The 25,950-nt window shown below is 60.1% G+C and carries 24 protein-coding genes and 1 tRNA gene; 15 read left to right on the top strand and 10 right to left on the bottom strand.

All coding sequences use genetic code 11. The features are described from left to right. Window positions 1-84 precede the first annotated feature (84 nt). The 9 genes from GLP43_RS10690 (at window position 85) to GLP43_RS10650 (ending at window position 9,200) form a co-directional block, all read left to right on the top strand. Complete coding sequence (locus GLP43_RS10690; protein WP_237279294.1) at window positions 85-1,506, top strand: cryptochrome/photolyase family protein; 1,422 nt, start codon at window positions 85-87, stop codon at window positions 1,504-1,506. A 77-nt stretch (window positions 1,507-1,583) separates the two neighbouring features. Then, a complete protein-coding gene (locus GLP43_RS10685; protein ID WP_237279293.1) occupies window positions 1,584-2,792 on the top strand; it encodes an SAM-dependent methyltransferase in 1,209 nt (402 codons plus the stop codon). A 32-nt stretch (window positions 2,793-2,824) separates the two neighbouring features. Continuing rightward, window positions 2,825-3,265 (top strand): TrgA family protein, encoded by a 441-nt coding sequence (locus GLP43_RS10680; RefSeq protein ID WP_237279292.1) that lies wholly within the window; start codon window positions 2,825-2,827, stop codon window positions 3,263-3,265. 4 nt (window positions 3,266-3,269) lie between these two features. After that, window positions 3,270-4,403 (top strand): NUDIX domain-containing protein, encoded by a 1,134-nt coding sequence (locus GLP43_RS10675; RefSeq protein WP_237279291.1) that lies wholly within the window; start codon window positions 3,270-3,272, stop codon window positions 4,401-4,403. Window positions 4,404-4,417: 14 nt separating this feature from the next. Next, the gene (locus GLP43_RS10670; RefSeq protein WP_237279290.1) at window positions 4,418-5,452 is read left to right on the top strand and encodes a cysteine synthase A; all 1,035 of its coding nucleotides are present in this window, start codon (window positions 4,418-4,420) and stop codon (window positions 5,450-5,452) included. After that, a complete protein-coding gene (locus GLP43_RS10665) occupies window positions 5,449-7,791 on the top strand; it encodes a DUF3772 domain-containing protein (protein WP_237279289.1) in 2,343 nt (780 codons plus the stop codon). The genes GLP43_RS10670 and GLP43_RS10665 overlap by 4 nt, the downstream gene beginning before the upstream one ends. Continuing rightward, complete coding sequence (locus GLP43_RS10660) at window positions 7,788-8,507, top strand: alanyl-tRNA editing protein (RefSeq protein WP_237279288.1); 720 nt, start codon at window positions 7,788-7,790, stop codon at window positions 8,505-8,507. Before GLP43_RS10665 ends, GLP43_RS10660 begins: the two co-directional genes overlap by 4 nt. An 82-nt stretch (window positions 8,508-8,589) precedes the next feature. After that, window positions 8,590-8,679 (top strand) — tRNA-Ser (locus GLP43_RS10655). 65 nt (window positions 8,680-8,744) lie between these two features. Further along, window positions 8,745-9,200 (top strand): YqaA family protein, encoded by a 456-nt coding sequence (locus tag GLP43_RS10650; RefSeq protein ID WP_237279287.1) that lies wholly within the window; start codon window positions 8,745-8,747, stop codon window positions 9,198-9,200. An 82-nt stretch (window positions 9,201-9,282) separates the two neighbouring features. Here the strand turns inward: GLP43_RS10650 and GLP43_RS10645 are convergent, their stop codons facing one another. Next, on the bottom strand, window positions 9,283-9,828 hold the full coding sequence (locus GLP43_RS10645) for a YcbK family protein (RefSeq protein WP_005853653.1): 546 nt from the start codon (window positions 9,826-9,828) through the stop codon (window positions 9,283-9,285). 379 nt (window positions 9,829-10,207) lie between these two features. Here GLP43_RS10645 and GLP43_RS10640 point away from each other — a divergent pair, with 379 nt between their 5' ends. The 4 genes from GLP43_RS10640 to GLP43_RS10625 are packed head-to-tail and all read left to right on the top strand — an operon-like array spanning window position 10,208 to window position 14,424. Further along, window positions 10,208-11,794: a L,D-transpeptidase family protein gene (locus GLP43_RS10640; RefSeq protein ID WP_237279956.1), complete on the top strand. Its 1,587-nt coding sequence runs from the start codon at window positions 10,208-10,210 to the stop codon at window positions 11,792-11,794. A 27-nt stretch (window positions 11,795-11,821) separates the two neighbouring features. Next, a complete protein-coding gene (lpxD, locus tag GLP43_RS10635; RefSeq protein WP_237279286.1) occupies window positions 11,822-12,919 on the top strand; it encodes a UDP-3-O-(3-hydroxymyristoyl)glucosamine N-acyltransferase in 1,098 nt (365 codons plus the stop codon). A 35-nt stretch (window positions 12,920-12,954) separates the two neighbouring features. Further along, the gene (locus GLP43_RS10630) at window positions 12,955-13,212 is read left to right on the top strand and encodes an acyl carrier protein (RefSeq protein ID WP_009824672.1); all 258 of its coding nucleotides are present in this window, start codon (window positions 12,955-12,957) and stop codon (window positions 13,210-13,212) included. Window positions 13,213-13,215: 3 nt separating this feature from the next. Beyond that, a complete protein-coding gene (locus tag GLP43_RS10625; protein ID WP_237279285.1) occupies window positions 13,216-14,424 on the top strand; it encodes a beta-ketoacyl-[acyl-carrier-protein] synthase family protein in 1,209 nt (402 codons plus the stop codon). An 88-nt stretch (window positions 14,425-14,512) separates the two neighbouring features. On the opposite strand, the gene GLP43_RS10620 is transcribed toward GLP43_RS10625, so the two are convergent. Beyond that, entirely contained in the window at window positions 14,513-15,151 is a 639-nt protein-coding gene (locus tag GLP43_RS10620; protein ID WP_237279284.1) for an invasion associated locus B family protein, read from the bottom strand. Between the two features lie 524 nt (window positions 15,152-15,675). Between GLP43_RS10620 and GLP43_RS10615 the strand changes: the two genes are divergently transcribed. Next, the gene (locus tag GLP43_RS10615; protein ID WP_237279283.1) at window positions 15,676-17,226 is read left to right on the top strand and encodes a helicase HerA-like domain-containing protein; all 1,551 of its coding nucleotides are present in this window, start codon (window positions 15,676-15,678) and stop codon (window positions 17,224-17,226) included. A 71-nt stretch (window positions 17,227-17,297) separates the two neighbouring features. On the opposite strand, the gene GLP43_RS10610 is transcribed toward GLP43_RS10615, so the two are convergent. The 7 genes from GLP43_RS10610 to GLP43_RS10580 all read right to left on the bottom strand — a co-directional run bounded on the left by GLP43_RS10610 (window position 17,298) and on the right by GLP43_RS10580 (window position 23,515). Further along, window positions 17,298-18,602 (bottom strand): branched-chain amino acid ABC transporter permease, encoded by a 1,305-nt coding sequence (locus tag GLP43_RS10610; RefSeq protein WP_237279282.1) that lies wholly within the window; start codon window positions 18,600-18,602, stop codon window positions 17,298-17,300. Then, the gene (locus GLP43_RS10605; protein ID WP_005853635.1) at window positions 18,599-19,609 is read right to left on the bottom strand and encodes a branched-chain amino acid ABC transporter permease; all 1,011 of its coding nucleotides are present in this window, start codon (window positions 19,607-19,609) and stop codon (window positions 18,599-18,601) included. Before GLP43_RS10605 ends, GLP43_RS10610 begins: the two co-directional genes overlap by 4 nt. After that, a complete protein-coding gene (locus GLP43_RS10600; protein ID WP_237279281.1) occupies window positions 19,609-20,055 on the bottom strand; it encodes a hypothetical protein in 447 nt (148 codons plus the stop codon). Before GLP43_RS10600 ends, GLP43_RS10605 begins: the two co-directional genes overlap by 1 nt. 3 nt (window positions 20,056-20,058) lie before the next feature. Next, window positions 20,059-20,880, bottom strand: a complete 822-nt coding sequence (locus tag GLP43_RS10595) for an ABC transporter ATP-binding protein (RefSeq protein ID WP_237279280.1) — start codon at window positions 20,878-20,880, stop codon at window positions 20,059-20,061. 11 nt (window positions 20,881-20,891) lie between these two features. After that, window positions 20,892-21,458 carry a hypothetical protein gene (locus GLP43_RS10590; protein ID WP_051577590.1) on the bottom strand — a complete coding sequence of 189 codons (567 nt, stop codon included), beginning with the start codon at window positions 21,456-21,458 and terminating at the stop codon, window positions 20,892-20,894. Continuing rightward, window positions 21,455-22,234: an ABC transporter ATP-binding protein gene (locus tag GLP43_RS10585; RefSeq protein WP_009824663.1), complete on the bottom strand. Its 780-nt coding sequence runs from the start codon at window positions 22,232-22,234 to the stop codon at window positions 21,455-21,457. Before GLP43_RS10585 ends, GLP43_RS10590 begins: the two co-directional genes overlap by 4 nt. A 90-nt stretch (window positions 22,235-22,324) precedes the next feature. Beyond that, a complete protein-coding gene (locus tag GLP43_RS10580) occupies window positions 22,325-23,515 on the bottom strand; it encodes an ABC transporter substrate-binding protein (protein ID WP_237279279.1) in 1,191 nt (396 codons plus the stop codon). Window positions 23,516-23,674: 159 nt separating this feature from the next. On the opposite strand from GLP43_RS10580, the gene GLP43_RS10575 reads away from it, so the two are divergent. Next, window positions 23,675-24,784 carry a PQQ-dependent sugar dehydrogenase gene (locus GLP43_RS10575; protein ID WP_237279278.1) on the top strand — a complete coding sequence of 370 codons (1,110 nt, stop codon included), beginning with the start codon at window positions 23,675-23,677 and terminating at the stop codon, window positions 24,782-24,784. On the opposite strand, the gene GLP43_RS10570 is transcribed toward GLP43_RS10575, so the two are convergent. Continuing rightward, window positions 24,781-25,785, bottom strand: coding sequence for a GlxA family transcriptional regulator (locus GLP43_RS10570; RefSeq protein ID WP_237279277.1), 1,005 nt, complete (start codon window positions 25,783-25,785; stop codon window positions 24,781-24,783). The two genes, GLP43_RS10575 and GLP43_RS10570, sit on opposite strands and share 4 nt — an antisense overlap. Between the last annotated feature and the right edge of the window lie 165 nt (window positions 25,786-25,950).

Raw genomic sequence — 25,950 nt, 5'->3', positions numbered from 1 at the left:
CCGTTTGGCGTATTTAGGGACTGATACGGCCTTGACCTTGCGGGGGCAGCACTAGCTTTGCATCACCTTAACGCAAAGTGTGACATGTCCGATAAAAGCCCCATCCTTCTTTGGTATCGCCGCGATTTGCGGCTTAGCGATCATCCGGCCTTATCCGCGGCTGCACATGCGGGGCGGCCCGTAATACCCGTATTTATCAAGGACAAGACCGTCGACTCCCTTGGCGCGGCACCGAAATGGCGTCTTGGTTTGGGGATCGGGGCGCTTGCGGACAGTCTGGAGGGGGTGTCGAGCAGGCTGATCTTGCGTGAAGGCGATGCGCTTGAGGAATTACAGGCTCTGATCAAGGAGACGGGCGCGGGCGCTGTCTATTGGTCGCGGCTTTATGATCCAGACAGCGTTCAGCGCGACAGCAAGATCAAAGAGACCCTGTGCAACGAAGGGATAGAGGCGAAATCCTTTGGGGGGCACGTTATGTTCGAACCCTGGACGGTCGAGACCAAGGCGGGCGACTGCTATAAGGTCTACACGCCGTTCTGGAACAACGTCAAAACCCGCGACGTCGAGCCGCCGCTGTCCGCGCCCTCTGACCTGCCCGCGCCAGAAAGCTGGCCCGACAGCGATGCGCTGGACGGCTGGGGCTTGGGGGCTGCGATGGACCGTGGTGTCGATGTGGTGCGCCCGTTTGTCTGTCTGGGCGAAAAAGCCGCGCAGTCGCGGCTGGGGGCGTTCATGGCGCATGGGGTAGCCGATTATAAGCAGACCCGCGACATTCCCGGCACCGATGGCACGTCGAACCTGTCCGAGAACCTGTCGCTGGGTGAGATCAGCCCGCATCAATGCTGGCACGCAGCACAGCGCGCCTTGCACGACGGCAAACAGGGGGCGGAGACCTTTCTGAAAGAGCTGGTGTGGCGCGAGTTTGCCTATCACTTGATGCATCACACGCCACGGATGCTGACCGATAACTGGCGCGACGAATGGGATGCCTTCCCCTGGAACGAGGATGAACGCCGCGCCGAGGTGAAGGCCTGGAAACAGGGGCGCACGGGCGAGCCCTTTGTCGATGCCGCCATGCGCGAGCTCTATGTCACCGGCCGCATGCATAACCGCGGCCGCATGATCGTCGCGAGCTATCTGACGAAACATCTGATGTGTCACTGGCGCATCGGGCAGAAGTGGTTTGAACATTGCCTGATCGACTGGGACCCCGCGAGCAATGCGATGGGGTGGCAATGGGCGGCGGGGTCGGGGCCGGATGCGTCCCCGTATTTCCGCGTGTTCAACCCCGAGACACAGCTGGATAAATTTGATAAGAATAGAGACTACGCCAGTCGCTGGATCGCCGAGGGGCGGGCCAATCCGCATAAGGACGCGCTTGCGTTCTTTGACGCGATCCCGCGCAGTTGGCCCTTGTCGGCGGATGATGACTATCCCGAGAAGATCATCGCGCTCGACGAAGGCCGCGAACGCGCCCTTGAAACCTATAAGGGGCGAAACTTTTAACCTTTATGAAACGTGGATCTCCCACGTAACACCCATAAACCAATAAGATACGCGTCCAAGCGCATACAGGAGAGCGAATGATTTTGACCAGCACCGAGGGGCAGACTGCCCTTCCACGATATTTCTCGCGTGTTTTTGCGATGGCGCAGGAAATGCAAAACGGGCAGGTCGACTTTGTTTTGCCCGACGGGCGGTGCTTTCGCGCAACCGGAAAGAACCCGCTGCCCATTGCCGAAATCCGTATCCATAACAATGACTTGTTCGCGCGTCTTATCAGGGAGGGTGATCTTGGTTTCAGCGATGCCTACCTTGACGAATGGTGGAGCACACCGGACCTGCAGGCCTTTATGGACGTGGCCCATGCGAATGAGGATATCTACGATTCATTCCCCGGCATGGGGTTGATCCGTAAATTTGAATCCCTGCGCTTCTGGTTGCAGCGCAACAGCAAGAAGCAAGCGCGTAAGAACATCAGCTATCACTATGATTTGGGGAATGATTTCTACAAATTGTGGCTTGATGATACGATGACCTATTCAAGCGCGCTTTTCGAGGACGGCTTCCAACAATCGCTAGAGGCGGCGCAGACCGCGAAATATGCCTCTATGGTGGATCAGATGGGGGTCTCGGCTGGGGATCATGTGCTGGAAATCGGCTGCGGCTGGGGCGGTTTCGCTGAATATGCAGCGAAGGAACGCGGGCTCAAGGTGACGTGCCTCACCATCAGCAAAGAGCAGTTTAACTACGCCAAAGAACGTATTGAAAACGCGGGCTTGGCCGATGTTGTTCAGTTCAAGCTTCAAGATTACCGTGACGAGCGTGGCACCTACGATGGTATTGCCAGCATAGAGATGTTCGAAGCCGTTGGGGAACAGTATTGGCCGTCGTATTTCAACACGTTGCACGCCTGCCTTAAACCTGGATGTCAAGCGACCTTGCAGATCATCACCGTGCCGGATCGTCGCTGGAAGGTATACAAGCGAGGCGTTGATTTCATTCAGAAATATATCTTCCCGGGTGGTATGCTGCCAAGCCCTTCGGTCTTGAAGCAACAGGTTGAGAGTGCTGGATTAGCCGTTGAAAAGTCTATTGAATTTGGCAAAAGTTACGACGTCACGCTGCGTCGTTGGCATACGACCTTCAATGAGAAGTGGGAAGAGATCGCGCGCATGGGCTTTGACGAACGCTTCAAGCGGATGTGGGATTTCTACCTCACCTCTTGCGCGTCTACCTTTGACAGCGGCAATTGCGATGTGACACAGATTACCGTGAAGCGTCCGGCCTGAGGGCGCATTGCTTGTAGTCTAAGGAAATCCCGATGCCGACCGCTGCCCGCCTGACAGCTGCTTTCTGCCTGGCGCTGATGGGCTTTGCCCTTTCGCGCATGATCATGCCCCTGATGCCTGAATCCACCCAGTTCGGGTATTTCATTCCCACCAATATTGCCCTCGGGCTCGCGGTCGGGTGGCGGGTCATGGGGGCACGTGCGGGCGGTGGCGCTTCCGAAGGGATCACCATCGGGCTGACCGGTGCCGTGGTTCTGGTGTTCTGGGGGCTGTTCATTCAGGCAGGCCGCGAGATGATCGAGAAAGCGATGATGCACCGCTATGGCGGTGTCGGAGAGGCGCTGGTGGGCATGATCGGTATCGGTGCCGAATACTTCCTGATCATGGCGACGGTGCCGATCATCGCGGTCGTGTTGATTGGCGGGGCCGTCAGCGGCGTGATCACAAACCTTATCGACAACAAGTTTCCTTAAGCCGATGACAGATCTTTTTCTCTATGGGTCGTTGCGGCATGTGCCGCTGCTTGAAATCGTGATGGGGCGCGCGGCGGACCGGCTTGACATCTCGCCGGACCGTTTGCCGGATCACATCGCCTTGTCCGTGGTCGAGGGACCATTCCCTTGCATCGTGCCGGCACCGGGCCAATCTGCCGAAGGGTTGTTGCTGCGCGGGCTGGGGCAGAACGATCTGGACCGGTTGAATTTCTACGAGGGCAGCTTTGCCTACGATCTGCAAGAGGTCACGTTGGAAAGCGGCGCAAAGGCTTTGGGCTATTTCGCGCGGCCCGATCAATGGACGACACGTGACCGCTGGTCGCTGACGCAGTGGCAGGCAGACTGGGGCGCGCTTAGCTGCTTTGCCGCGCGCGAGGTGATGGATTATTTCGGCGTCTACACCGCCGACCGCGTGGCCCAGATGTTCCCGATGATCCGGTCACGGGCAGCGGCGCAGGTGAATGCGCTTGGGTCGAAACACGGGGGAGGGACGCTGGATGGCAAGGTGCGGATCGACCGGATTGACCGCGCCTATACCAATTATTTCGCGCTGAACGAATATCACCTCGCGCACGAGCGTTTCGACGGCACGATGACCGATGTGCTGGAGCGGGCGGTCTTCGTCGCGACCGATGCCGCGTTGGTGCTGCCCTATGATCCGGTGCGGGATCGGGTGATGCTGGTAGAGCAGCTGCGCATGGGGCCGGTGGCGCGGGGGGATCGCGCGCAGTGGCAACTTGAACCCATCGCGGGCCGTGTTGATCCGGGCGAAAGCCCCGAAGACGCCGCGCACCGCGAGGCACAGGAAGAAGCGGGGCTGACCCTGCGCAAGCTTGAAAAAATCGCGGAAGTCTATGCCTCTCCGGGGGATTCTACGGAATTTTTCTATATCTATCTGGGGCTTGCAGATTTGCCCGATGGTAGCACCGGTGTGAACGGGCTCGAGGCGGAAAGCGAGGATATCCGGTCCCATCCCATCGGCTTTGATGCGCTGATGACGATGGTAGACCAGCTTGAAGCTGCCAATGCGCCGCTGGTGATTGCCGCTTACTGGCTTGCGCGGCATCGGGAACGCTTGAGGTTGGAAGCGCCCGCCGCTACACCGGATGTAACTTGATTTAGGAGCATCCCATGCACGTCGCATCTGATCTGGCGCAGGCCATTGGCAACACCCCTCTTATTCGTCTGCGCAAGGCGAGCGAGGAAACCGGCTGCGAGATATACGGCAAGGCAGAATTCATGAACCCCGGCCAGTCGGTCAAGGACCGTGCTGCGCTGTTCATCATTCAGGATGCCATCGCCAAGGGTGCGCTGAAACCCGGCGGCACGATTGTTGAAGGCACGGCAGGCAACACCGGTATCGGGCTGGCACTGGTCGGCGCATCAATGGGGTTCAAAACCGTGATCGTCATTCCTGAAACGCAAAGTCAGGAAAAGAAGGATATGCTGCGCCTTGCCGGGGCCGAGCTGGTGCAGGTGCCCGCGGCACCCTACCGCAACCCCAACAACTTTGTGCGCTACTCGGAACGGCTCGCGAATGAACTGGCGCGCACCACGAACGAAGGTGTGATCTGGGCCAACCAGTTCGACAACGTCGCCAACCGTCAGGCGCATATCGAAACCACCGGCCCCGAGATCTGGGAGCAGACCGGCGGCAAGGTTGACGGGTTCTGCTGTGCGGTAGGATCTGGCGGCACGCTGGCCGGGATCGGCATGGCGTTGCAGCCCAAAGGCGTGAAGATCGCGATTGCCGATCCGGACGGGGCCGCGCTGCATAACTATTACACCAAGGGCGAACTGGTCGCCGAAGGCGGATCAATCGCGGAAGGTATCGGTCAGGTCCGCATCACCAAGAACCTAGAAGGGTTCACGCCCGATTTCAGCTACAACGTCTCGGACGCAGAAGCGCTGCCCTATGTCTTTGATCTGCTGCAACACGAAGGGCTGTGCCTTGGGGCGTCGTCGGGTGTGAACGTCGCCGGTGCGGTGCGTCTGGCCAAGGATATGGGGCCGGGGCATACGATCGTGACGATCCTGTGCGACTTTGGCACGCGCTATCAGTCGAAACTGTTCAACCCCGACTTCCTGCGTGAAAAAGATCTGCCCGTACCCGCTTGGTTGGACCGCGCCCCACAATCCATTCCTGGCGTCTTCGAAGACCAATGATCGCGACGCTCAGGGGGCTTCTGGCCTGCGGTCTTCTGGCGCTTTGCCTGACGACTGCGGCTTTCGCGCAGACCGACGTCGAAGAAACGGCGGAGCAATGGGATAGTGTTGCGGTCAAGGCGGAACAATCGGTTGAAGAGGCCGACACACCGACCTCTGAACTCGACAGCCTGCGCGCGCGTATCGTCAACTACCGTGCTGAATTCGAGGCCGCGCGCACGCTGAACGCTGAACGTATCGCTGCGCTTCGCGACCAGCTTGCCGCCTTGGGTACCGTGCCCGAAGGCGAAAATGCCGAACCCGAAGCGCCAGAGGTAGCCAAGACCCGCGCCGACATCAACCAGCAGTTGAACACTCTGCTGGCCCCTGTGCAGATCGCAGAGCGTGAATTTCTGCGCGCAGACGGGCTGGTGCGCGAGATCGACAAGATCATTCGCGAGCGCCAAACCGAACGGTTGCTACGCGCGACGCCGTCGCCATTGAACCCCGCCTACTGGGGCCCCGCATTGGTCGAGATGCAGAACGCACTGGGTGCCTTCTGGCAGGAAAGCGCAGAGCAAGACACAGACGGCGCGCTGGATACGCTGGAAAACAACCTGCCGACTGTCTTTTTTGCCGGTATCGCGGGTCTGCTGCTGCTGTTCCGAGGGCGTCTTTGGGCGATGAAAATCGTGGATACGCTCCGCGTTCATCAGGCACGCGGTATGGGCATCTGGCGCTTTGTCGTCTCCCTATTGCGCATCCTGTTCCCGCTGGTAGGGCTCTATCTGCTGACCATCGCGGCGCGGCAGTCCGGTTTTCTGGGTACGCGCGCGACGCAGGTGGTTGAACTGCTTCCGCTGATTGGTCTGGTGATTTTCGGTTTCCGCTGGGTGTCCGAACGGGTCTTTGCCCGCGACGAAGACGAAGCGTTGTTGCCGCTGTCCGCAAAGCAACGTAAATCCGCACGGTTCTACGTGAACGCGATCACCTTTGTGATGATTCTGTCGATCGTGACGCTGGCTGTGCTTGAAATCGGCGATCCCAGCACGGCAACCCGTGCAGTAGTACAGTTCCCGCTGGCCCTGCTGACCAGCCTTGCGCTGTTCCAGATTGGCCGCATTCTGCGCAGCTACCGTGAACCCGAAGAGGATACGCCAGACGCCGATGGTATCACCAAAGCGTCGACCCATGCGCGGGTTGTACGCAGTGTCGGGCTTGGGGCCATTGCGGTGGCTGTCGCGGCACCCTTATTATTCGCCGTTGGGTATCAGGATCTGTCCGATGCGATCCTGCGCCCCTATGTGTCCACGCTGGCGGTGTTGGGACTGGTCATGGCGCTGCAACGCTTTTCTGCGGATGTCTATGGCGCGATCACGGGGCAGGGCGTTGCCGCACGCGAAGCGCTGATGCCGTTGTTCTTCGGTCTGATTTTGCTGTTATTGGCGATGCCCGTGCTTGCGCTGGTCTGGGGCGCACGGGTCGCTGACCTGACCGAGTTATGGGCCGCATTCTCGCGCGGGTTCACCATTGGTGAAAGCCAGATCTCGCCGTCGAACCTGCTGGCCTTCGCGGTGATCTTTGCGATCGGCTATCTGCTCACGCGGCTGCTGCAAGGGACGCTGCGCAGCAACGTCCTGCCCAAGACCAAGATCGACATCGGCGGGCAGAACGCGCTGCTGTCTGGGCTGGGCTATGTCGGCATATTTTTGGCCGCGCTGGCCGCGATCACGGGGGCGGGCATTGACCTTAGCTCGCTTGCCATCGTTGCCGGTGCACTGTCGGTCGGTATCGGTTTCGGTCTGCAGAACATCGTCAGCAACTTCGTTTCGGGGATCATCCTGCTGATCGAACGCCCCATTTCCGAAGGCGACTGGATCGAGGTCGGTGGCAAGTCCGGCTATGTGCGCGATATTTCGGTACGGTCCACGCGGATCGAAACCTTTGACCGCACCGATGTCATTGTCCCGAACGCCGATCTTGTTAGCGGGACGGTGACCAACTTTACCCGTGGCAATACCGTGGGCCGTCTTATCGTAAGCGTTGGCGTTGCCTATGGCACCGATACCCGCCGTGTCGAGAATATCCTGCGCGAAATCGCGGAGGACCAGCCGCTGGTGCTGGCCAATCCGGCGCCGAATGTCCTGCTGGTCAACTTTGGCTCTGACGCGTTGGAGTTTGAAATCCGTGCGTTTCTACGCGACGTGAATTGGATGATGTCGGTCAAAAGCGATATCAATCATGCCGTTGTCGAACGCTTCGCCGCCGAGAAAATAGAGGTGCCCTTTCCACAACGGGATGTCTGGCTGCGCAGGCGGACCTCTGCGCCAGACCCGAAACCTGACGGAGAGGACAGTTGAACCAACCAATCTATCTCACCGACGCCTATGCCCGCGACAGCGCCGCCAAAGTCATCGCCATCACCGACGAGGGCGGGATCGTACTGGACCGGACGGTGTTCTATCCCACGGGCGGCGGGCAACCTGGGGACAGCGGTTGGCTGAACTGGGACAAGCAGCGCATGCCGATCGCGACAACGGTCAAGGGGCTGGACGGGTCCATCATTCTGGTCCCGGCCGAGCCCGAAGAAATCCCCCAGCCGGGCACCCATGTCACGCAAAAGCTGGATTGGGACCGCCGGCACCGGCACATGCGGGTGCACAGCCTGATGCATCTTTTGTCCGTGGTCGTGCCGTTCCCCGTGGTGGGAGGGCAAATCTCGGCCACGCATGGGCGGCTGGATTTTGACCTCGCCGATGCACCAGAGGATCGCGACGGCATTGAAGACGCGCTGGCGTCCTATATCGCGCAGGATTTGCCGATTACGGATCACTGGATCACCCAAGAGGAACTGCAAGCCGCACCCGAACTGGTCAAGACGTTATCCGTCGCACCACCAGTCACGGCGACCAACGTGCGTCTGGTGCAAATCGGAGAGGGTGACGGATGGATCGACCTGCAGCCCTGCGGTGGCACCCACGTTGCCCGCACCGGAGAGATTGGGGCGGTACGCCTTGGCAAGATTGAGAAAAAGGGGCGCGGCACCCGCCGGATCTACGTCCATCTCGACAGCTGAGCGGCGCATTGAAATCTTGTTGAATTTCGCGCGTTTTACCCCTTGCACCCCGCCTGCAGGTCACGTTAAACACCCCCTCAATGGACAGGTGGCCGAGTGGTCGAAGGCGCACGCCTGGAAAGTGTGTAGGCGGGAGACCGTCTCCAGGGTTCGAATCCCTGTCTGTCCGCCATACCCCCCTTACGACATATTCCGCCGGTGCGATCATCGGACGCTATGCCCCAAACGGGTCACCAGATGCCCGTTGGTTCGGGCGCGTCGATGACCGGTTACCTGAGCCTTTTTGCGGTCGCCTTTCTTGCAGCGACGATTCTCCCCATGCAATCCGAAGCGTTGCTGGTCGGGCTGATGATCCACGGGCAGCACGGGGTTCTGGTTTTGTTAGCGGTTGCCACCGTGGGCAATGTCTTGGGATCGGTGGTGAATTGGGGGCTGGGGCATGCGGTGCTGCGGTTCCAACATAAGCGTTGGTTTCCTGCGTCCCCGTCGCAAATGGCGCGGGCCGAGATGTGGTACGCGCGCTATGGCCGCTGGTCGCTGCTGGTAAGCTGGTTTCCGGTTGTCGGCGATGCGCTGACCGTCACCGCAGGGGTGCTAAGAGAGCCGCTGTGGTCTTTCGTTGCCATCGTCGGTATCGGCAAGGCGTTGCGCTATGGGGTGCTGGCCTGGGTGACGCTCGTGTGGATCGGCTGAGCGAAAGAGATCGGATAGCGCGTTGGCTAGAAACGAAAAAAGCGCCCGAGGGCGCTTTGTTTCCGTGGTCGTCCTGAGGTGCTTAGCCGCCCCAGTTACGCACCTGACCGCAATCCATGTGCACGAAGTTCGAGCCGGAATAGCGACCGACACCGCCACCGTTACAGGCAATCGCTGCACGTGCCATCTGGTTCACCGAACGCGACGCCAGACGCAGGTCAGCCGCCTGACCACGCATATGGAGGGAGTTCTTGGCCACACCCCGCGATCTGGAACGCAGCATCGCGTTGGTCTGCGGGCTGCGGTAGCCGGATAGAAGCATATAGGGTTCGGACACATCCAGAAGGTTATGCGACGCGGCCATGATGTCCACGGTGCGCAGGTCCATCGACTTGACGCCATCTGTACGCCAGTCACGCATAAAATAGTTCAGCTCGGATACGGCATCTTTGATGTAGTTGCCTTCGATCCAATAGATCATGTCGATGCGTTCGCCGGTCCGGCCGGAATACATCTTGATGCGACGAATATCGCCGGCCCCACGCAAAAATCCTGCTGCGTTTGCGAAGGTCGGTGCCGCTGCTACGGCCGTCGCTGCGAATGCGCCCAATACGGAGCGCCGGGTCATGCCCGAAGTGCTCTTACCAGTCATTTGTTGTATGTCCCGTCTTCTGCCTTTGGTTCCATGATGTTACACGGAGTTTTCCATCGATCCCCAGATGCAACAATTTATGGCATAGCGCGATTCTTGAACCAAGTGCTGAATCGAAAAGGTTCCATCCATCAACAAATTTAGGCGAATTTTTGCGCAACCCTTAGTTGGTTGTTCATTTTTGCCACAGGGGCGATGCCGATAAGCATCAATTTATCCTTAGTTTTCAATTCACGGGCATTGTTATTGGACAAGCGCATGAGGTTCCCTGCCTATCTAGGAAATCCAAAGCTTACCGATTTCGGGGGAATCAATGACTCGTATTTTAAGCATTCAATCGCGGAAATTTCGCCGCATGGCCGGTTTTCTGGGGGCTGCTGCCACAGCTCTGACTCTCTTTACCGCGCCGCAACCCGCTTTTGCGCAGGTGACCGCGTTCAAACAGGCCGTTGCCGAAGCCGCCGCGCGGGATGAGGATATCGCCGCCTACTACCGGACCCACGGCTATGCGCCGATCTGGACCGAAGCGACAGAGACACAGCGTGCCCGACGTGCCGCACTTATGTCGGCGATCCGCGCGGCTGATCTGCACGGGCTGCCCGTTGCTCGCTATGACCCGCAAGGGTTGATGGACAAGCTTAAGAACGCGCAGACCCCGCGGGATCGCGGGCTGGCCGAGGTCGAGTTGACCCGCGTCTTCCTGCAATACGCCCGTGATCTGCAAACCGGTGTGCTGGTGCCGTCGCGCATTGATCCGTCCATCGTGCGCGAAGTGCCATACCGCGACCGTCAGACCTATATCACCGATTTCATTTCTTCCGATCCCACACCGTTCCTGCGCAATCTGCGCCCGCGGACGATGGAGTATAACGCCCTGATGCGTGAAAAGCTGCGGATGGAGCATTTGCTGACCCAAGGCGGTTGGGGGCCCGCGGTGCCTGCATCCTCGCTCAAGCCCGGGGCGCAAGGCACGCAAGTGGTCGCGCTGCGTAACCGGTTGATGTCGATGGGGTATCTGAAACGGTCCAACGTGATGACCTATGACGCCACTTTGCAAGAAGCGGTGCGCAGCTTTCAAAAAGATCACGGGCTGAACGAGGACGGCGTTGCCGGCTCCGGCACCATGGCCGAGATCAACAAGAGCGTCGAGACGCGGCTGCAATCCGTCATCGTCGCGATGGAGCGTGAACGCTGGTTGAACAAGGAACGCGGCGCACGTCACGTGCTGGTCAATATCCCAGCCTTTACCGCGTCCGTCGTCGACAACGGGCAGGTCACCTTCGAGACACGCTCGGTCGTGGGGGCGAACCAATCGGACCGCCTGACGCCTGAATTCTCGGATGTGATGGAATATATCGTCATCAACCCGACCTGGACGGTGCCGCGGTCGATCGTGACCAAGGAATATCTGCCGTCGATGCAGCGCAACCCCAATGCCGCGGGTCATATTGATCTGATCGATAACCGCGGCCGGATCATCAGCCGTGGGTCGGTGAACTTTAGCCGTTATACAGCGCGCACCTTCCCCTATGGCATGCGCCAAAAGCCGGGGCGGACCAATGCGCTTGGGCTGGTGAAGTTCATTTTCCCCAACAAATACAACATCTACCTGCACGACACGCCCTCCAAGAGCCTGTTTGACCGCGACGTTCGTGCCTTTAGCCACGGCTGCGTGCGGCTCGCCGATCCGTTTGATTTCGCCTATACGCTGCTGGCCCCGCAAGCGGCTGACCCTGTCGCCTATTTCAAACGGCAACTGGCCACAGGCCGCGAGACTTTCGTTCATCTTGATACCGAAGTGCCGGTCCACATCATCTACCGTACTGCCTTCACCACGCCGCGCGGCCATACGCAGTATCGCGCCGATATCTATGGTCGCGATGGCCGTATCTGGGATGCGCTAAGCAAGGCGGGGGTGGCATTGGGCGCGGTTCAGGGTTAACTCATCCCTGATAAGGGGAGACCGCACATGACCTATACCATCCAACAGATCGCCGACGCGCTTGGCTTGCCAGCGGTCGGCGATACGTCCATTTCGATTGCCAAACTGGCAGAGCCGGCAGACGCGGGACCCGACGATCTCGCGCTCGCCATGAGCCCCAAATACGCACAATCGCTGTCTGACGGATCGGCCCGCGCGGCCATGCTCTGGCCCAATGCCGATTGGCAAGAGATGGGGTTGAAGGCCGCCATCCTGCCGGATCGTCCGCGCTTTGCCATGTCGGGACTGACCCGCATGATGGATCCGGGGCAGGGGTTCGGGGCTGGCATCCACCCCTCTGCCGTTATTGATGAGACTGCCGAACTGGCCGAGGACGTCTCTGTCGGGCCACTGGCGATTGTGGCGGCGGGCGCGAAAATCGGCGCTGGCTCTGTCATCGGGCCGCAGTGCTACATTGGTACAGACGCGGTTCTGGGTAAGAACGCCTATTTGCGCGATCACGTCAGCATCGGCGCGCGGGTGCGCATCGGCGATGATTTCATCGCGCAACCGGGCGCGCGGATTGGCGGAGACGGGTTCTCCTTTGTGACGGCTGAGCCCAGCACGGTGGAACAGACCCGCAAGACCCTTGGTGATCGCGGCGACACAAAAGCGCAACAATGGACCCGTATTCACACCCTTGGAAGTGTGACCATCGGGAACGACGTGGAATGCGGTATGAACTGCACGGTTGACAGCGGCACCATTCGCAACACCGTCATTGGTGACGGCAGCAAGCTCGATAACCTCGTGCATCTGGGGCATAACGTTGTGGTCGGCAAAAACTGTCTGCTGTGCGGGCAGGTCGGTATCGCCGGTTCCGTGACCATCGGCGACAACGTGGTGCTGGGTGGTCAGGTGGGCGTCAGTGACAATATCACCATCGGCGACGGGGTGATCGCGGGCGGCGGCACCAAAATCCTGTCCAACGCGCCCGCGGGCCGGTCTTTGCTGGGGTATCCCGCGACAGAGATGGGCAAGCAGATCGAAGGCTACAAAGCACTGCGCCGTTTGCCGCGCTTGCTTCGCGATGTGGCGGCGTTAAAATCCCAGATGGGCACCTCCAAAGACAGTGAGACAAGCTAGGGCCGATCCATGGCCCGTTCTGACGGAGACTTAGGATGAACATCAAAGATCAGGTCATCAGCATTATCGCCGATCAAGCGTTTCTGACGCCGTCGGATGTCACCATGAACAGCACGCTCGAAAGCCTTGGCATCGACAGCATGGGCATCGTCGAAAGCATCTTCGCGATTGAAGAGACATTCGACGTATCGGTGCCGTTCAACGCGAACCAGCCGGACGCCACGGGTTTCGATATTTCCAGCGTGGCCAGCATCGTCGCAGGGGTGGAACGGCTGCGCGCCGAGCAGGCCTGACGCGTGAAACGTGTCGTGATTACGGGTGCGGGGACGGTCAATCCGCTGGGGCTGAACGTGCCCGATACGCTTGCGGCCATGCGCAACGGGGTGTGCGGAATCGGGCCGCTTGATTTCCGCGACGTGGACCGGCTGTCGATCAAGATCGGCGGTCAGGTTCACGGGTTTGACGGCGAAAGCCAGTATAACCGCCAGAAGATCGCGCTTTATGACCGGTTCACCCAGTTCACCCTTGCCGCCGCGGCGGAGGCAATCCGCCAATCAGGGCTTGAGTTCAAGGGAGAGCTCTCGGCGAAATCAGGCGTGGTCCTTGGCACCGCGGGGGGCGGCGTTAGCACATGGGACGATAACTACCGTGCGGTCTATGCCGAAGGGAAGAACCGCGTGCATCCCTTTGTCGTGCCGCGCCTGATGAACAACGCCGCCGCCAGCCATGTGAGCATGGAGCATCACCTCAAGGGGCCATCCTTCACCGTTTCCACCGCCTGCGCGTCCTCGAACCACGCGATGGCGCAGGCGTTTTCGATGATCCGCAGCGGGATGGCACCGGCGATGGTCACGGGCGGCTCTGAATCGATGCTGTGCTTTGGCGGGGTCAAGGCGTGGGAAGGGCTGCGCGTGATGTCGCGCGACGCCTGCCGCCCGTTCTCGGCCAATCGCAATGGTATGGTGCAGGGCGAAGGCGCAGGCGTTTTCGTGTTCGAGGAGTATGACCGCGCCCGCGCCCGCGGGGCTGATATCCTGTGTGAAGTATCGGGCTTTGCCATGTCCTCTGATGCGTCGGACATTGTGATGCCCTCCAAGGCGGGTGCCGCCCGCGCGATCAAAGGCGCGTTGGACGACGCTCGGATCAATCCGGACGAGGTGGGCTATATCAACGCCCATGGCACGGGCACGGCAGCCAATGATAAAACCGAATGTGCGGCGGTGGCGGATGTGTTCGGCACCCATGCAGATAGGCTGATGATCAGCTCGACCAAATCCATGCATGGGCATCTGATCGGCGGCACCGGCGCGGTAGAGCTTTTGGCCTGCATCATGGCCCTGCGCGACGGGGTGATCGCCCCCACCATCGGTTACGAAGAACCCGACCCCGATTGCGCCTTGGATGTGGTGCCCAATGTGGCCCGCGATGCGCGGGTCACGGTGGCGCTGTCCAACGCCTTCGCCTTTGGCGGCATGAACGCTGTACTGGCGCTGCGCGCGATCTGATCTTACCAGCGACACCGCCCATGAAAAAGCCGCCCGCGTCAAACGGGGCGGCTTTGTCGTCTTAACGGCCCGAGGGCCAAGCGTCTGCTTACCGGTCTTCAACAACCGAGGATTTGTCGAAGCTTGCGGTGAACCCGTCCAGCGACAGCGACAGTTCGACCTTCTGGTCAGGCGCCAGCGCGGGCACGATGGTGATCACGGCTTCTTTTCCGCGTTTGAACGCGGCGACATCGGCTTCGGTCAGGCCCATGCGGACGTAGCAGCCAACGGGGTTACAGAAAGCGAAAGGATAGCGGCGCGCTTTGCCACCATCGACGGTCAGGGTCATTTGCGAGGGCAGGGCCGTTTCCAATGGCACAACCACAGTGGCGCCGGCTGTCGCCTTGCCGCCCGCTGGCAGGCGGAACAGCGAGAATTCGGCGACAGGCGCGCCTTGGCCATCATCCATCAGCTGGTACATCTGGCAGGGGTCGACCTCTTCTTCGGTCTTGATGCAGCGCATCTCCCAGGCACCGATCACCTCTTTGGTGTAGGGCTTGCCCAGGGTCGGCTCCCCGTCGGCATCTTCACCAAGGCTCAACTGCGACTGCACGTCGGTGCTGCTGCCGGTGGTGGTGTTTTCTTCCGTCGCGGGTGCCGCTTCAGCGGTCGGCTCCGCCGTTTCCGGGGCGTCTGTTGCTGCGGGTGTTTCCGTGGCTGCAGTCTGTGCGTAACCGGAAACGGGCATAGTCAGAGCCATCGCCGCGCAAAGAGGGAGAAGTGTGATATACTTTTTCATGCTCGTTCCAAATCAGTTAAATTCGACGCCATCTACCATGCGCCAAAGCCAATGTCAGGACGATAGCGCTGAAACTGTCGTGATTTAAGGCAAAATTTCGCCTAATTCGAACTTAGATATGAGCAACTTTTGGAAAAAGACGGAGCCGTAAATAGAAAAAAGGACGCTAAGCGTCCTTTTCCCTGTTCTTCGTTCTCCCCGTCGGACTTGGCCGACTTATTGAAAGCACGTTACGAAAGCATTCGTGAACCGTCAACATAAAATATTACAGCGGTTTCAAGCGCGTAAATCCGACCTCAAACGTAAAAAGGGCCGCACCCGAAGGCGCGGCCAAGTCTGACAGGGAGGAAGTGCCGCCAGCACGAAAAGGACATCACGACCGGCGACAAAATCACTATGGTGTGAAAAGGTTAAGTTTGTATGCTCGCTCTGCACTTTGGCTGCAGGTTATTGGCCCAAAAGGAATTAAATACGTGACAAATGATATCTTCATCGGCGGCGGAGGCGAAGACTACGCGACGAAACAGTTTCTCGACATCGGCTATGCCAACCGCCATGGATTGGTCGCGGGGGCCACAGGCACAGGCAAAACCGTCACGCTGCAAATCTTGGCCGAAGGGTTTTCCGCCGCAGGGGTTCCGGTGTTTCTGTCCGACGTCAAAGGCGATCTGTCGGGGCTGGCGCAGGCAGGGTCTGCCAGCCATAAGCTGCACACCCCCTTTTCAGAGCGTGCCCAGACCATCGGCTTTGACGATTTTGATTACAGCGCCTTTCCGGTCACCTTCTGGGATATGTTCGGCAAACAGGGGCATCCGGTGCGGACGACGATCTCGGAAATGGGGCCCTTGCTGCTGGCGCAGCTTCTCGATCTGACTGAGGCCCAAGAAGGTATCCTCAACATCGCTTTCCGCGTCGCTGACGAAGACGGGCTTCCGCTGCTGGACCTCAAGGATCTACAGGCGCTGCTGGTCTGGATCGGGGAAAACGCTTCAACCCTGGCGCTGCGCTACGGTAATGTGTCGTCAGCGTCGGTCGGGGCGATCCAGCGGCGCTTGCTGGTGCTGGAAAACCAAGGCGCGGCTGATCTCTTCGGAGAACCCGCGCTGGCGCTGACCGACCTGATGCGCACAGATAACGACGGGCGCGGCTTTATCAACATCCTCGCGGCCGACAAGCTAATGCACTCACCAAAGCTCTACGCGACCTTCCTGCTTTGGCTGCTGTCCGAGCTTTTCGAGGAACTGCCCGAGGTCGGCGACCCCGATAAACCCAAACTGGTGTTCTTCTTCGACGAGGCGCATCTGCTGTTTGACGACGCCCCCAAAGCGCTGGTCGACAAGGTTGAACAGGTGGCGCGGTTGATCCGCTCCAAGGGCGTGGGCGTGTATTTCATCACACAGAACCCCGCAGACGTGCCCGAAGATATCCTTGGCCAATTGGGCAACCGCATCCAGCACGCGCTGCGCGCTTTTACTGCCCGTGACCGCAAAGAACTGCGCCTTGCCGCCGAAACCTACCGCGAGAACCCGCGCTTTGAAACCGAAGACGCGATCCGCGAAGTGGGCGTGGGCGAGGCGGTGACCTCCATGCTGCAGAAAAAAGGGATCCCCGGCATCGTGGAACGCACCCTGATCCGGCCCCCATCCTCGCAGCTTGGTCCGATCGAACCGGCCACCCGCGCTGCCCTGATGGCGCAAAGCCCGATGGCGGGGAAATACGACACCCGCCTTGATCGCGCCTCCGCGTTCGAGATGCTGGCCAAACGCGCCGAAGACGCCGCGAAAGAGGCAGCACAGGCCGAAGAGCAAGCCGAGGCCGAAGACACATCCCCCGCCTTGCGCGAATTCAATGCAGCGCGGCGCTATGCGGGCAAACGGGTCACGCGCTCGACCTCGAAACGCACGACCAAAAGCGATGACAGCTTCGGCGGTGCCATCGCGAGTGTGGTGATCAAGGAGTTAAAAGGCACAACCGGCCGGCGCATCGTGCGCGGAATTTTGGGCGGGTTGTTCAAAGGACGCTGAACGCGCTTCCAAATGGCGATAAATCCTCGCCGAAGGCTGGCCTTATCCCGCAAGGGATAAGGCCTTTTCATTTACTTCTCGGGGATCAACCCGCGCGGGCTGAACCGCAATACCAGCAGCAAGACCGCACCCATCGTCATCAACCGCATATGCGCAGCGGATTCGATCAGGTGGTCTTTCAGCCAATAGCCGTCGGACATGCCCGCGGTGACCAATTGCATCAGCCACAGCCCCATGGGTTCAACCATCACCCAAAGATACCACATCAAAAAGCCCCCCAGAACGGCCCCCAGATTGTTGCCGGACCCGCCAACGATCACCATGACCCAGATCAGGAAGGTGAAGCGCAGCGGCTGGTAGGATCCGGGTGTCAACTGGCTGTCCAGCGTGGTCATCATCGCGCCAGCAATCCCGCAGATGGCAGAGCCGAGAATGAACACCTGTAAATGCCGTGCGGTCACATCCTTGCCCATGGCTTCGGCCGCGACCTCGTTGTCGCGGATCGCGCGTAGCATGCGGCCCCAGGGCGAATTCAGCGCCCGCTGACTTAGCCACATCAGTACCAAGAGCACCACGGCGAACAGACACACGTAAAGGAATTTCACCCAAAGCGTCGATGCCTCTACCGGGTTCAGCCCGAAGCCGGCCGCCTGTTCGACAAAGCTCGCGTTATTTTGCAGGTCGATCTCATAGGGGACGGGACGCGGGATGCCGATGACGTTCTTGACGCCCCGCGACAGCCAGTCTTCGTTCTTGAGCACGGCGATGATGATCTCGGCGATGCCCAGGGTCGCGATCGCTAGGTAATCAGACCGCAGCCCAAGCGCGGTTTTCCCGATCAGCCAGGCCGCTCCGGCTGCAAACAGCCCGCCTACGGGCCAGGCGATGATGACCGGCAGGCCAAGCCCGCCAAGATAGCCGGTGGTCGCGGGGTTCACGGCTTCGACCGCGCTTACCGACGGGTCGAGCAGGGCGCGGAAGATAAAGAACCCCGCCACCAGCACCACCAGAACGACCAGCGTGCGCAGCCATCCCTTGGCCATGCGTTTCATCACCTGAACCGCCAGAATGATCGTCGCGGCCCCCATCAGCAGGGCGGTGAGGATTCCCCAGCCCCCCGCGGACCATGCGCCTTGCGTGGGGGGCATGCCGATCAGCACAGCGGCCAGACCGCCAAGGGCGACAAACCCCATGATGCCCACGTTGAACAGCCCCGCAAAGCCCCACTGCAGGTTCACGCCAAGTGCCATGATGCTGGAGATCAGCCCCATCGCGATGATCAGCAGCGCCGCGTTCCAGCTTTGCGCCAGTCCGGTCAGTACGATCAGCAGCGCGACAATGGCGAAAAGAACGGTGTTTTTCAGTGTCTCGTTCATACCGATTGCCCCTTGAACAGACCTGTGGGTTTGAACAGCAGCACGATCAACAAGATCACGAAGCTGACGGCGAATTTATAGTCGGTGGACAAAAGCTGCACCAAGCCGTCGGGGGCCATCCCCTCGGGTGCGAGGTAGCCAAAGACCTTTTTCCACGCATAGGTGATCGTCACCTCGGAGAACGCGATGACAAAGCCTCCCGCGATGGCCCCGATGGGGCTGCCAAGACCGCCCACGATCGCGGCTGCAAAGATCGGTAGCAGCAGCTGGAAATAGGTGAAGGGCTTAAATGACTTGTCCAAGCCGTAAAGCACGCCTGCGGTGGTTGCCAGACAGGCCACAATGATCCAGGTGATCATGACCACGCGTTCAGGATTGATGCCCGACAGCAGCGCCAGATCCTCGTTATCAGAGTAGGCGCGCATGGATTTGCCCGAGCGTGTCTTGTTCAGGAACCAGAACAATGCGGCAACCACGATGACAGCCGTCACCACGGTCAGCCCTTGGGTCGTTTTGATCGCCAGACCTTCCTCAAGCCCCGTCATCTCTTTGAAGTCGCGGGCCGAGATGATGAAGCGTTCGCCATCCAGAAACCGTTGATCCTCTGCGCCGATGATAAAGCGGGTGATGCCGTTATAGACGAATGTCACCCCCAGCGAGACGATGACAAAGATCACCGGCTTGGCCTTCTTTTCGCGGTAGAAGCTATAGACAAGCTTATCCGTGCCAAGCAGCAGCCCGATGGTGATGATGATCGCAAAGGGCAGCGCCAGCAAGGCGGTCGGCAGGACCCCCAAGCTCAGCCCCAGCGACTGGAAACCCCAGGTGATCAGCACGGCGGACATCGCGCCAAGCGCCATTGTGTCGCCATGGGCAAAGTTCGAGAACCGCAAGATGCCATAGACCAGCGTCACCCCAAGCGCACCAAGCGCCAGCTGCGATCCGTAGGCGATGCCCGGAACCAGCACATAGTTGGCCAAGGCGATGAAAGCGTTGAGTAAATCCATTATTTGCATGTCCCTAGATAGCTGATGACAATCGGCCCATCAGCGTAATGCACGGTATAACGGGAGGCCCCGTCGGCGGCGATGCTCAGCAGGTGGCGGGCATCAAACCCACCCCCCGTCAGGGACAGCGCCTTGACCTGTTTCGTGCCGGTCATGTCGACGGTTTCGGCGTCGCTAACCATTTGTGATTGAACCGTCAGCGCATCGGCAGAGGCTCCGCCTGCGTTGCCGGTGATGTCGGGGGTGAACTCTGTCTCGGTGCAGGGTTCGTTCTCCACACATTCCCACGTAAAGCGGCAAGCGATCGCAATCGTCTGCTGGAAGGGCTCTGCGGGGGCCGTCGCAGCTTCGGCAGTCGGGGCTGTTGCAGCGGTCGTGGCAACGCTGTCTTGCGCCAAGGCTGGCGCCGTGGTTGCCAATAGGGCCAGCGGAAGGATCCATCGCATCGCTTAACCCCCCAGAAAGGATTTGCGAACTTCGGGGTCTTCCAAAAGCTCTTTGCCCGTGCCGGTAAAGGCATTGGCCCCTTGCACCAGAACATAGCCCTTATCCGCAATCTCTAGCGCTTGGCGGGCGTTCTGTTCCACCATCAGGATCGGGATACCGGTCCGCGCGACCTCGATGATGCGGTCGAACAGTTCGTCCATCACGATGGGGGATACGCCTGCGGTGGGTTCGTCGAGCATCAGCACCTTCGGCTGCGTCATCAGCGCGCGGCCCACAGCGACCTGCTGGCGTTGCCCGCCCGACAGCTCGCCCGCGGCCTGATAGCGTTTTTCCTTGAGGATCGGAAAAAGGTCATAGACCTGCACCATCGTATCACGGAAATCATCGCGGCGGATGAACGCCCCCATCTCAAGGTTTTCTTCCACCGTCATCGAGGTAAAGATGTTCGAGGTTTGCGGCACGAACCCCATGCCCTTGGCCACACGGTCCTGCGGCGACAGCGCGGTGATGTCTTCACCGTCCAGCCGCACATGGCCCTGGCGCACGTCGAGCATGCCAAAGACCGCCTTCATCGCCGTGGATTTGCCCGCGCCATTGGGGCCAACGATGACGGCGATCTCACCCTTTTCGACAGCGATGGTACAGCCGTGCAGGATATCGGGGCCCTTGCCATAACCGCCCGTCATCGTGTCGCCAATCAGAAAGGGCCCCCCCGGCGCGGGGTGGCTTTTGCCGCCCCGTTTGACCGGCTGCGCGGTGCCTTGCCCTTTGGGGTTCGCGATCGACAGGTCCTTATTGCCCCGGTCGCCGTATGGGTTGCTCATGTCAGTCTCTTTCATTCGGTGTCCAGGGCTGCCGCAGGGATGGGCGCGGCGCAGGATATCTCATCCGCACAGGTGTCGCGCAGCATCATGGCCACCTCAAAGGACATCTTGTCCATTTCATCCAAAGGCATCGTGTCGGTGGTATCGAGATACAGCATAATCCGCGCTGATCCGACATCCGACAACATGACCGCGCTCATGGTGCGGTCGCCTTCGATCTCGTCATATTGCAGGTGGCGCAGGGTCGTGCCCATCGGGGTGTCGATCCGGTCGACCTTCAGCACCTCGGGGGCAGGGCCGCCATCCGCCGCGATCCAGGCGCTATAGGTCTCGTATTGCTCTTCCAGCGTCGAGGTGCCGTCGGCGATGTCGTACCCGGGCCATTCTTGGGTGAAGTTCAGGATCACCTCGCCCAGATAGCGGGTGGAGCCGTCGCCGACCGTGTCCCAGGTTGCTTCTTCCCACGGGGTGCCCCGATCGCACATCCAGACCTGCGCCGACAGCTGCGCACAGGCCGCAGCGGCCTGCGGCAGGGCAAATCCCGCGCAGAGGGTCAATGCGGTGGCCATCCGTCTCATGCAGGCACGGCCTTGTTCTTGAGCCCGGTGCCCAGATAGGCCTCGATCACCTGTTCGTTGGCCTTGATCTCGGGTAGGGTGCCCTGCGCAAGAACCTTGCCCTCGGCCATACAGATCACCGGATCACACAGACGGCCGATGAAATCCATGTCGTGTTCAATCACGACAAAGGTATAGCCGCGTTCCTTGTTCAGCCGGATGATCGCGTCACCGATGGTATTAAGCAGCGTGCGGTTCACACCGGCCCCGACCTCGTCAAGGAACACGATCTTGGCGTCGACCATCATGGTGCGCCCTAGTTCTAGCAGCTTTTTCTGACCGCCGGAAATCTGACCCGCCTTTTGCTCGGCCAGATGTTCGACCGTCAGAAACTCAAGCACCTCGTCGGCTTTGGCGCGCAAGGCGCGCTCCTGATCGGCAATGCGCTTGCGCCCGAACCATGTGTTCCACAGCGTCTCGCCCGCCTGATCGCCGGGCACCATCATCAGGTTCTCGCGGCAGGTCATCGACGAGAATTCATGCGCGATCTGGAAGGTCCGCAGCAGCCCTTTGTGAAACAGCGTATGGGGGGGCAGGCCGGTAATATCCTCGCCGTCCATCGTGACGCGCCCCGAGGTCGGTTTCAGCACCCCCGCGATCACGTTGAATAGCGTCGTTTTGCCAGCACCGTTCGGGCCGATCAAACCGGTGATCGTGCCTTTGCCAATGGTCAGATTGGCCCCGTCCACGGCGTGGAACCCGCCGAAATGTTTATGGATGTCGTCTACGACGATCATTTTGTAGTCTCCCCGTGCGGTGCCGAAGCCCCGTTGCAAAAACAGCCCGGTCGCAATGCACCGGGCTGTTTTCTGTCACGTCATGTGATGCTAGCGGTATTGAACCGTCGTGATCTTGCCGTCTTCGATCTTGATTTGACGGTAGCTGCCAGCGGATTCACCGGGGCCGATCAGTTCAACCGCGGTTGCGCCTTCATAGTCGACTTCGCCGCCGTCCTTGAGGATTTGCAGCGCCTTGGCCAGCTCACCCGGATAGATCTTTTCGCCGGGGGCGTTCGCAACCGACATGACCTGATCCTTATAGACCTGCGGATCGGAAGACCCTGCGGCCTGCATCGCCAGCATCAGTAGCGCTGCCGCGTCATAGCTTTCCGGTGCGAAGGGCGATGTCGTATCGAAGGCACCGTCGACCAGCGCGGTGAATTTGTCAGCGCCGGGGCTATCGGTGCCGGGGTGCTGGCCGGTGGAGCCGTCCAGCTCGGAGCCGAAGTTGTTTTCAAGGTTCGCCGCGATCATCCCGTCAGGGAAGTGGAACGTGTCAAACGCGCCTGAATCAATCGCCGCGCGCACGACGCCCGATCCACCCTGATCGACGTAGCCCGCAACCACCAGACGGTCGCCACCGGCAGAGGCCAGCGCGCCAACCTCGGCAGAGTAATCGGCCTTGCCGTCTTCATGTGCGGCAGAGATGGTGATTGTCCCACCAGCGGCTTCATAGGCCTGCTGGAACGCGTCGGCCAAACCCTTGCCGTAGTCATTGTTGGTATAGGTGACCGCGACTTCCTTGACGCCTTCTTCCATCAGCACGGTTGCCATGACCTCGCCCTGACGGGCGTCGGAGGGGGCGGTGCGGAAGAACAGACCGTTGTCTTCCATGGATGTCAGGCCGGGCGACGTGGAGGATGGCGAAATCATCACCATGCCGTTTGGCAGTGCCGCGTTTTGCAAGATCGCGCCGCTCACGCCAGAGCAGGCAGCGCCCACAATGCCGTTGATCCCTTCGGCGATCAGACGTTCCGCGCTGGAGGTTGCAAGCGCGTTATCGACGCAGCCCGTGTCCGCGCGCGAGGGGGTGACTGTCGCCCCGTCCATCAGCATGCCGCTGTCGGTGACTTCTTGCATGGCGAGCTCGGCGCTTTCCGCCATGATGCCGGTCAGCGATTCAATGGGGCCGGTGTAGCCAAAGATCACGCCAAGCTTCACGTCTTTGCTGTGCGCGTCGGCATAGGCATTGGTGGCCAGCAATGCTGCAGCCGTTGTGGCCATAAGCATCTTTTTCATGTTTCTCTCCCTGTTGAACATGGTGTTCTGCGCCAGAGCCTATGCGGCGATTTTGGAAAAGAAAAGCGTTATCCCTAGGTAAAGTGGCGCAAGATGATGTGGATCGACGCTTTGTCTGCGCTAGGTTTGCAGGGATAGGTTGTATGAAGAGGGAAAGCCATGTTTCTCGGGGGGATGATGCATCAGGCCGCACGGGCCATCGGGGCGTTGGTCATAGCCGGATCGGTCATGGGCGCGGCGGGCGTTGTCGCGCAAGAGCTGCGGATCACCCAGCAGGTGTCAGGGCTGGATACGCCTTGGGCGCTGGCGATTTTGCCGAATGGGGACGTGCTGATCACCGAACGCGACGGCCGCTTGTTGCGGCTCCGCGACGGGGCCAGACACGAGGTTGCTGGCACGCCGCAGGTCGTTGATGCAGGGCAGGGCGGCTTGCTGGACATCACGCTGGCACGGGATTTTGACAGATCGCGCACCGTTTTCCTGACCTATGCCAAGGCGCTTGAGGGCGGGGCCGGTACCGCGCTCGCCGCGGCAGAGCTGTCGCAGGATGGTGCGCGGCTCGAAAATCTTCGCGATCTCTTTACCATGTCACGCGGGTCTGCCGCCGGTCAGCACTTTGGCAGCCGCGTGGTCGAGGCGCGCGATGGCACGCTTTTCGTCACCGTCGGAGAGCGCGGCGACCGCCCCGCGGCGCAGGATCTGGGGCAGCACAACGGCTCCGTCGTGCGGGTGAACCGTGACGGTACTGTGCCCGCCGATAACCCGTTTGTCGGGCGCGACGACGTGCTGCCGGAAATCTGGTCCTACGGGCATCGCAACCCGCAAGGGGCAGGGCTTGATCTGGAGGGCAACCTTTGGGTGTCAGAACATGGCGCGCGCGGCGGGGACGAGGTTAACGCGGTCCGCAAGGGCGCAAATTACGGCTGGCCGGTGATATCCTACGGGCGTCACTACTCCGGTGCCAAGATCGGCGAAGGCACAGCGAAAGAGGGGATGGAGCAGCCCGTCTTCTACTGGGATCCGTCCATAGCGCCCTCGGGGTTGCTGGTCTATTCGGGCAAGATGTTTCCCGACTGGCGGGGCGATATCTTCGTCGGCGCACTCAAGTTCAATTATATCGCGCGGCTACAGGGCGACCCGCTGGCCGAGGTGGCGCAAATTTCTACCCCCGCCACGGCACGGGTTCGCGACATCATAGAGGCGCCGGACGGCGCGATCTGGTTTATCTCGGTCGGGAACGGGGCGGTGTACCGGATCAGTAACAATTAGGCGACAGGCTTGGCCGCATGGGACCCGCGTTCGCGGTAGGGTGTGGTGTTATAATGCGCACGGTAGCATTTGGAAAAATGCGACGGCGAGGCAAAGCCACAGGCCAGCGCCACGTTGATCACGCTCATATCCGTTTGCATCAGCAGGTTCCGCGCCTTTTGCAGACGCAGTTCCATGTAATAGCGTTTGGGGCTGCGGTTGAGGTAGCGGCGGAACAGCCGTTCAAGCTGCCGCGTGGACATGCCGACATCGCGCGCCAATGATGACGGGCTGATGGGCTCTTCGATATTGGCCTCCATCATCTGGATGACCTGACCCAGCTTGGGATGCCGCACGCCGATACGGGTGGGCACCGACAGACGCTGCGTGTCCTGATCCGTGCGGATGGAGCTATAGATCAGCTGGTCGGCGACGGCATTTGCCAGATCCTCGCCCAGATCGTCGGCAATCAGCTTGAGCATCAGATCGATCGAGGATGTCCCGCCCGCTGTGGTCATCCGGTTGCCGTCCACCACAAAGACCGATTTCGTCAGTGTGACGTCCTCGAAGTCTTCGCTGAAGCTATCCTGATTTTCCCAGTGGATCGTGGCTTTCTTCCCGTCCAGCAATCCGGCCTTGGCCAGCGTAAAGGCGGCCGTGCACAGACCGCCGACCATCATGCCCTTGCGGGCCTCCCGGCGCAGCCATCCCAGCAGCTTCTTTGTCGTCGCCGCCTGCACGTCGATGCCGCTGCACACCACCAGCGTGTCGTCGCGGCCCAGATCGTCAAGATCGCCGTCCAGCGTGAATTCTGCCCCTGCCGAACAGCGCACGCGCCCGCCATCCTCGCCGATCAGACGCCAGTCATAGGCCGGACGGCCCGCCATGCGGTTGGCGATGCGCAGACATTCCACCGCCGAGGCAAAGCTGAGCATGGTAAAGTTTTCAAGCAGCACAAAGACAAAGCGCCGTGTCTTTTCGGTGTCAGGAAGAATGCGGTTGGCCAGACGGGTGTCGCTCATCACGTCGCCTTTCAGGTTTGCGTTATACGTTGGGGCAAAGTGGGCGCTGCCCTCAAAAACCTGCCGAAAACCTTGCCCACGGGCGGGGGCGAAGGTCAATAGGGTGAATTTCGGTTCTGGTCACTTGGGTCAGACCTTTATATACCACAATTTCACAATGTTTGC

Source organism: Sulfitobacter sp. M39 (assembly GCF_021735935.1).
Lineage (GTDB): Bacteria > Pseudomonadota > Alphaproteobacteria > Rhodobacterales > Rhodobacteraceae > Sulfitobacter.
Note: the sequence above shows the minus strand (reverse complement) of the source record. Positions and strands in the feature narration are given on the sequence as shown.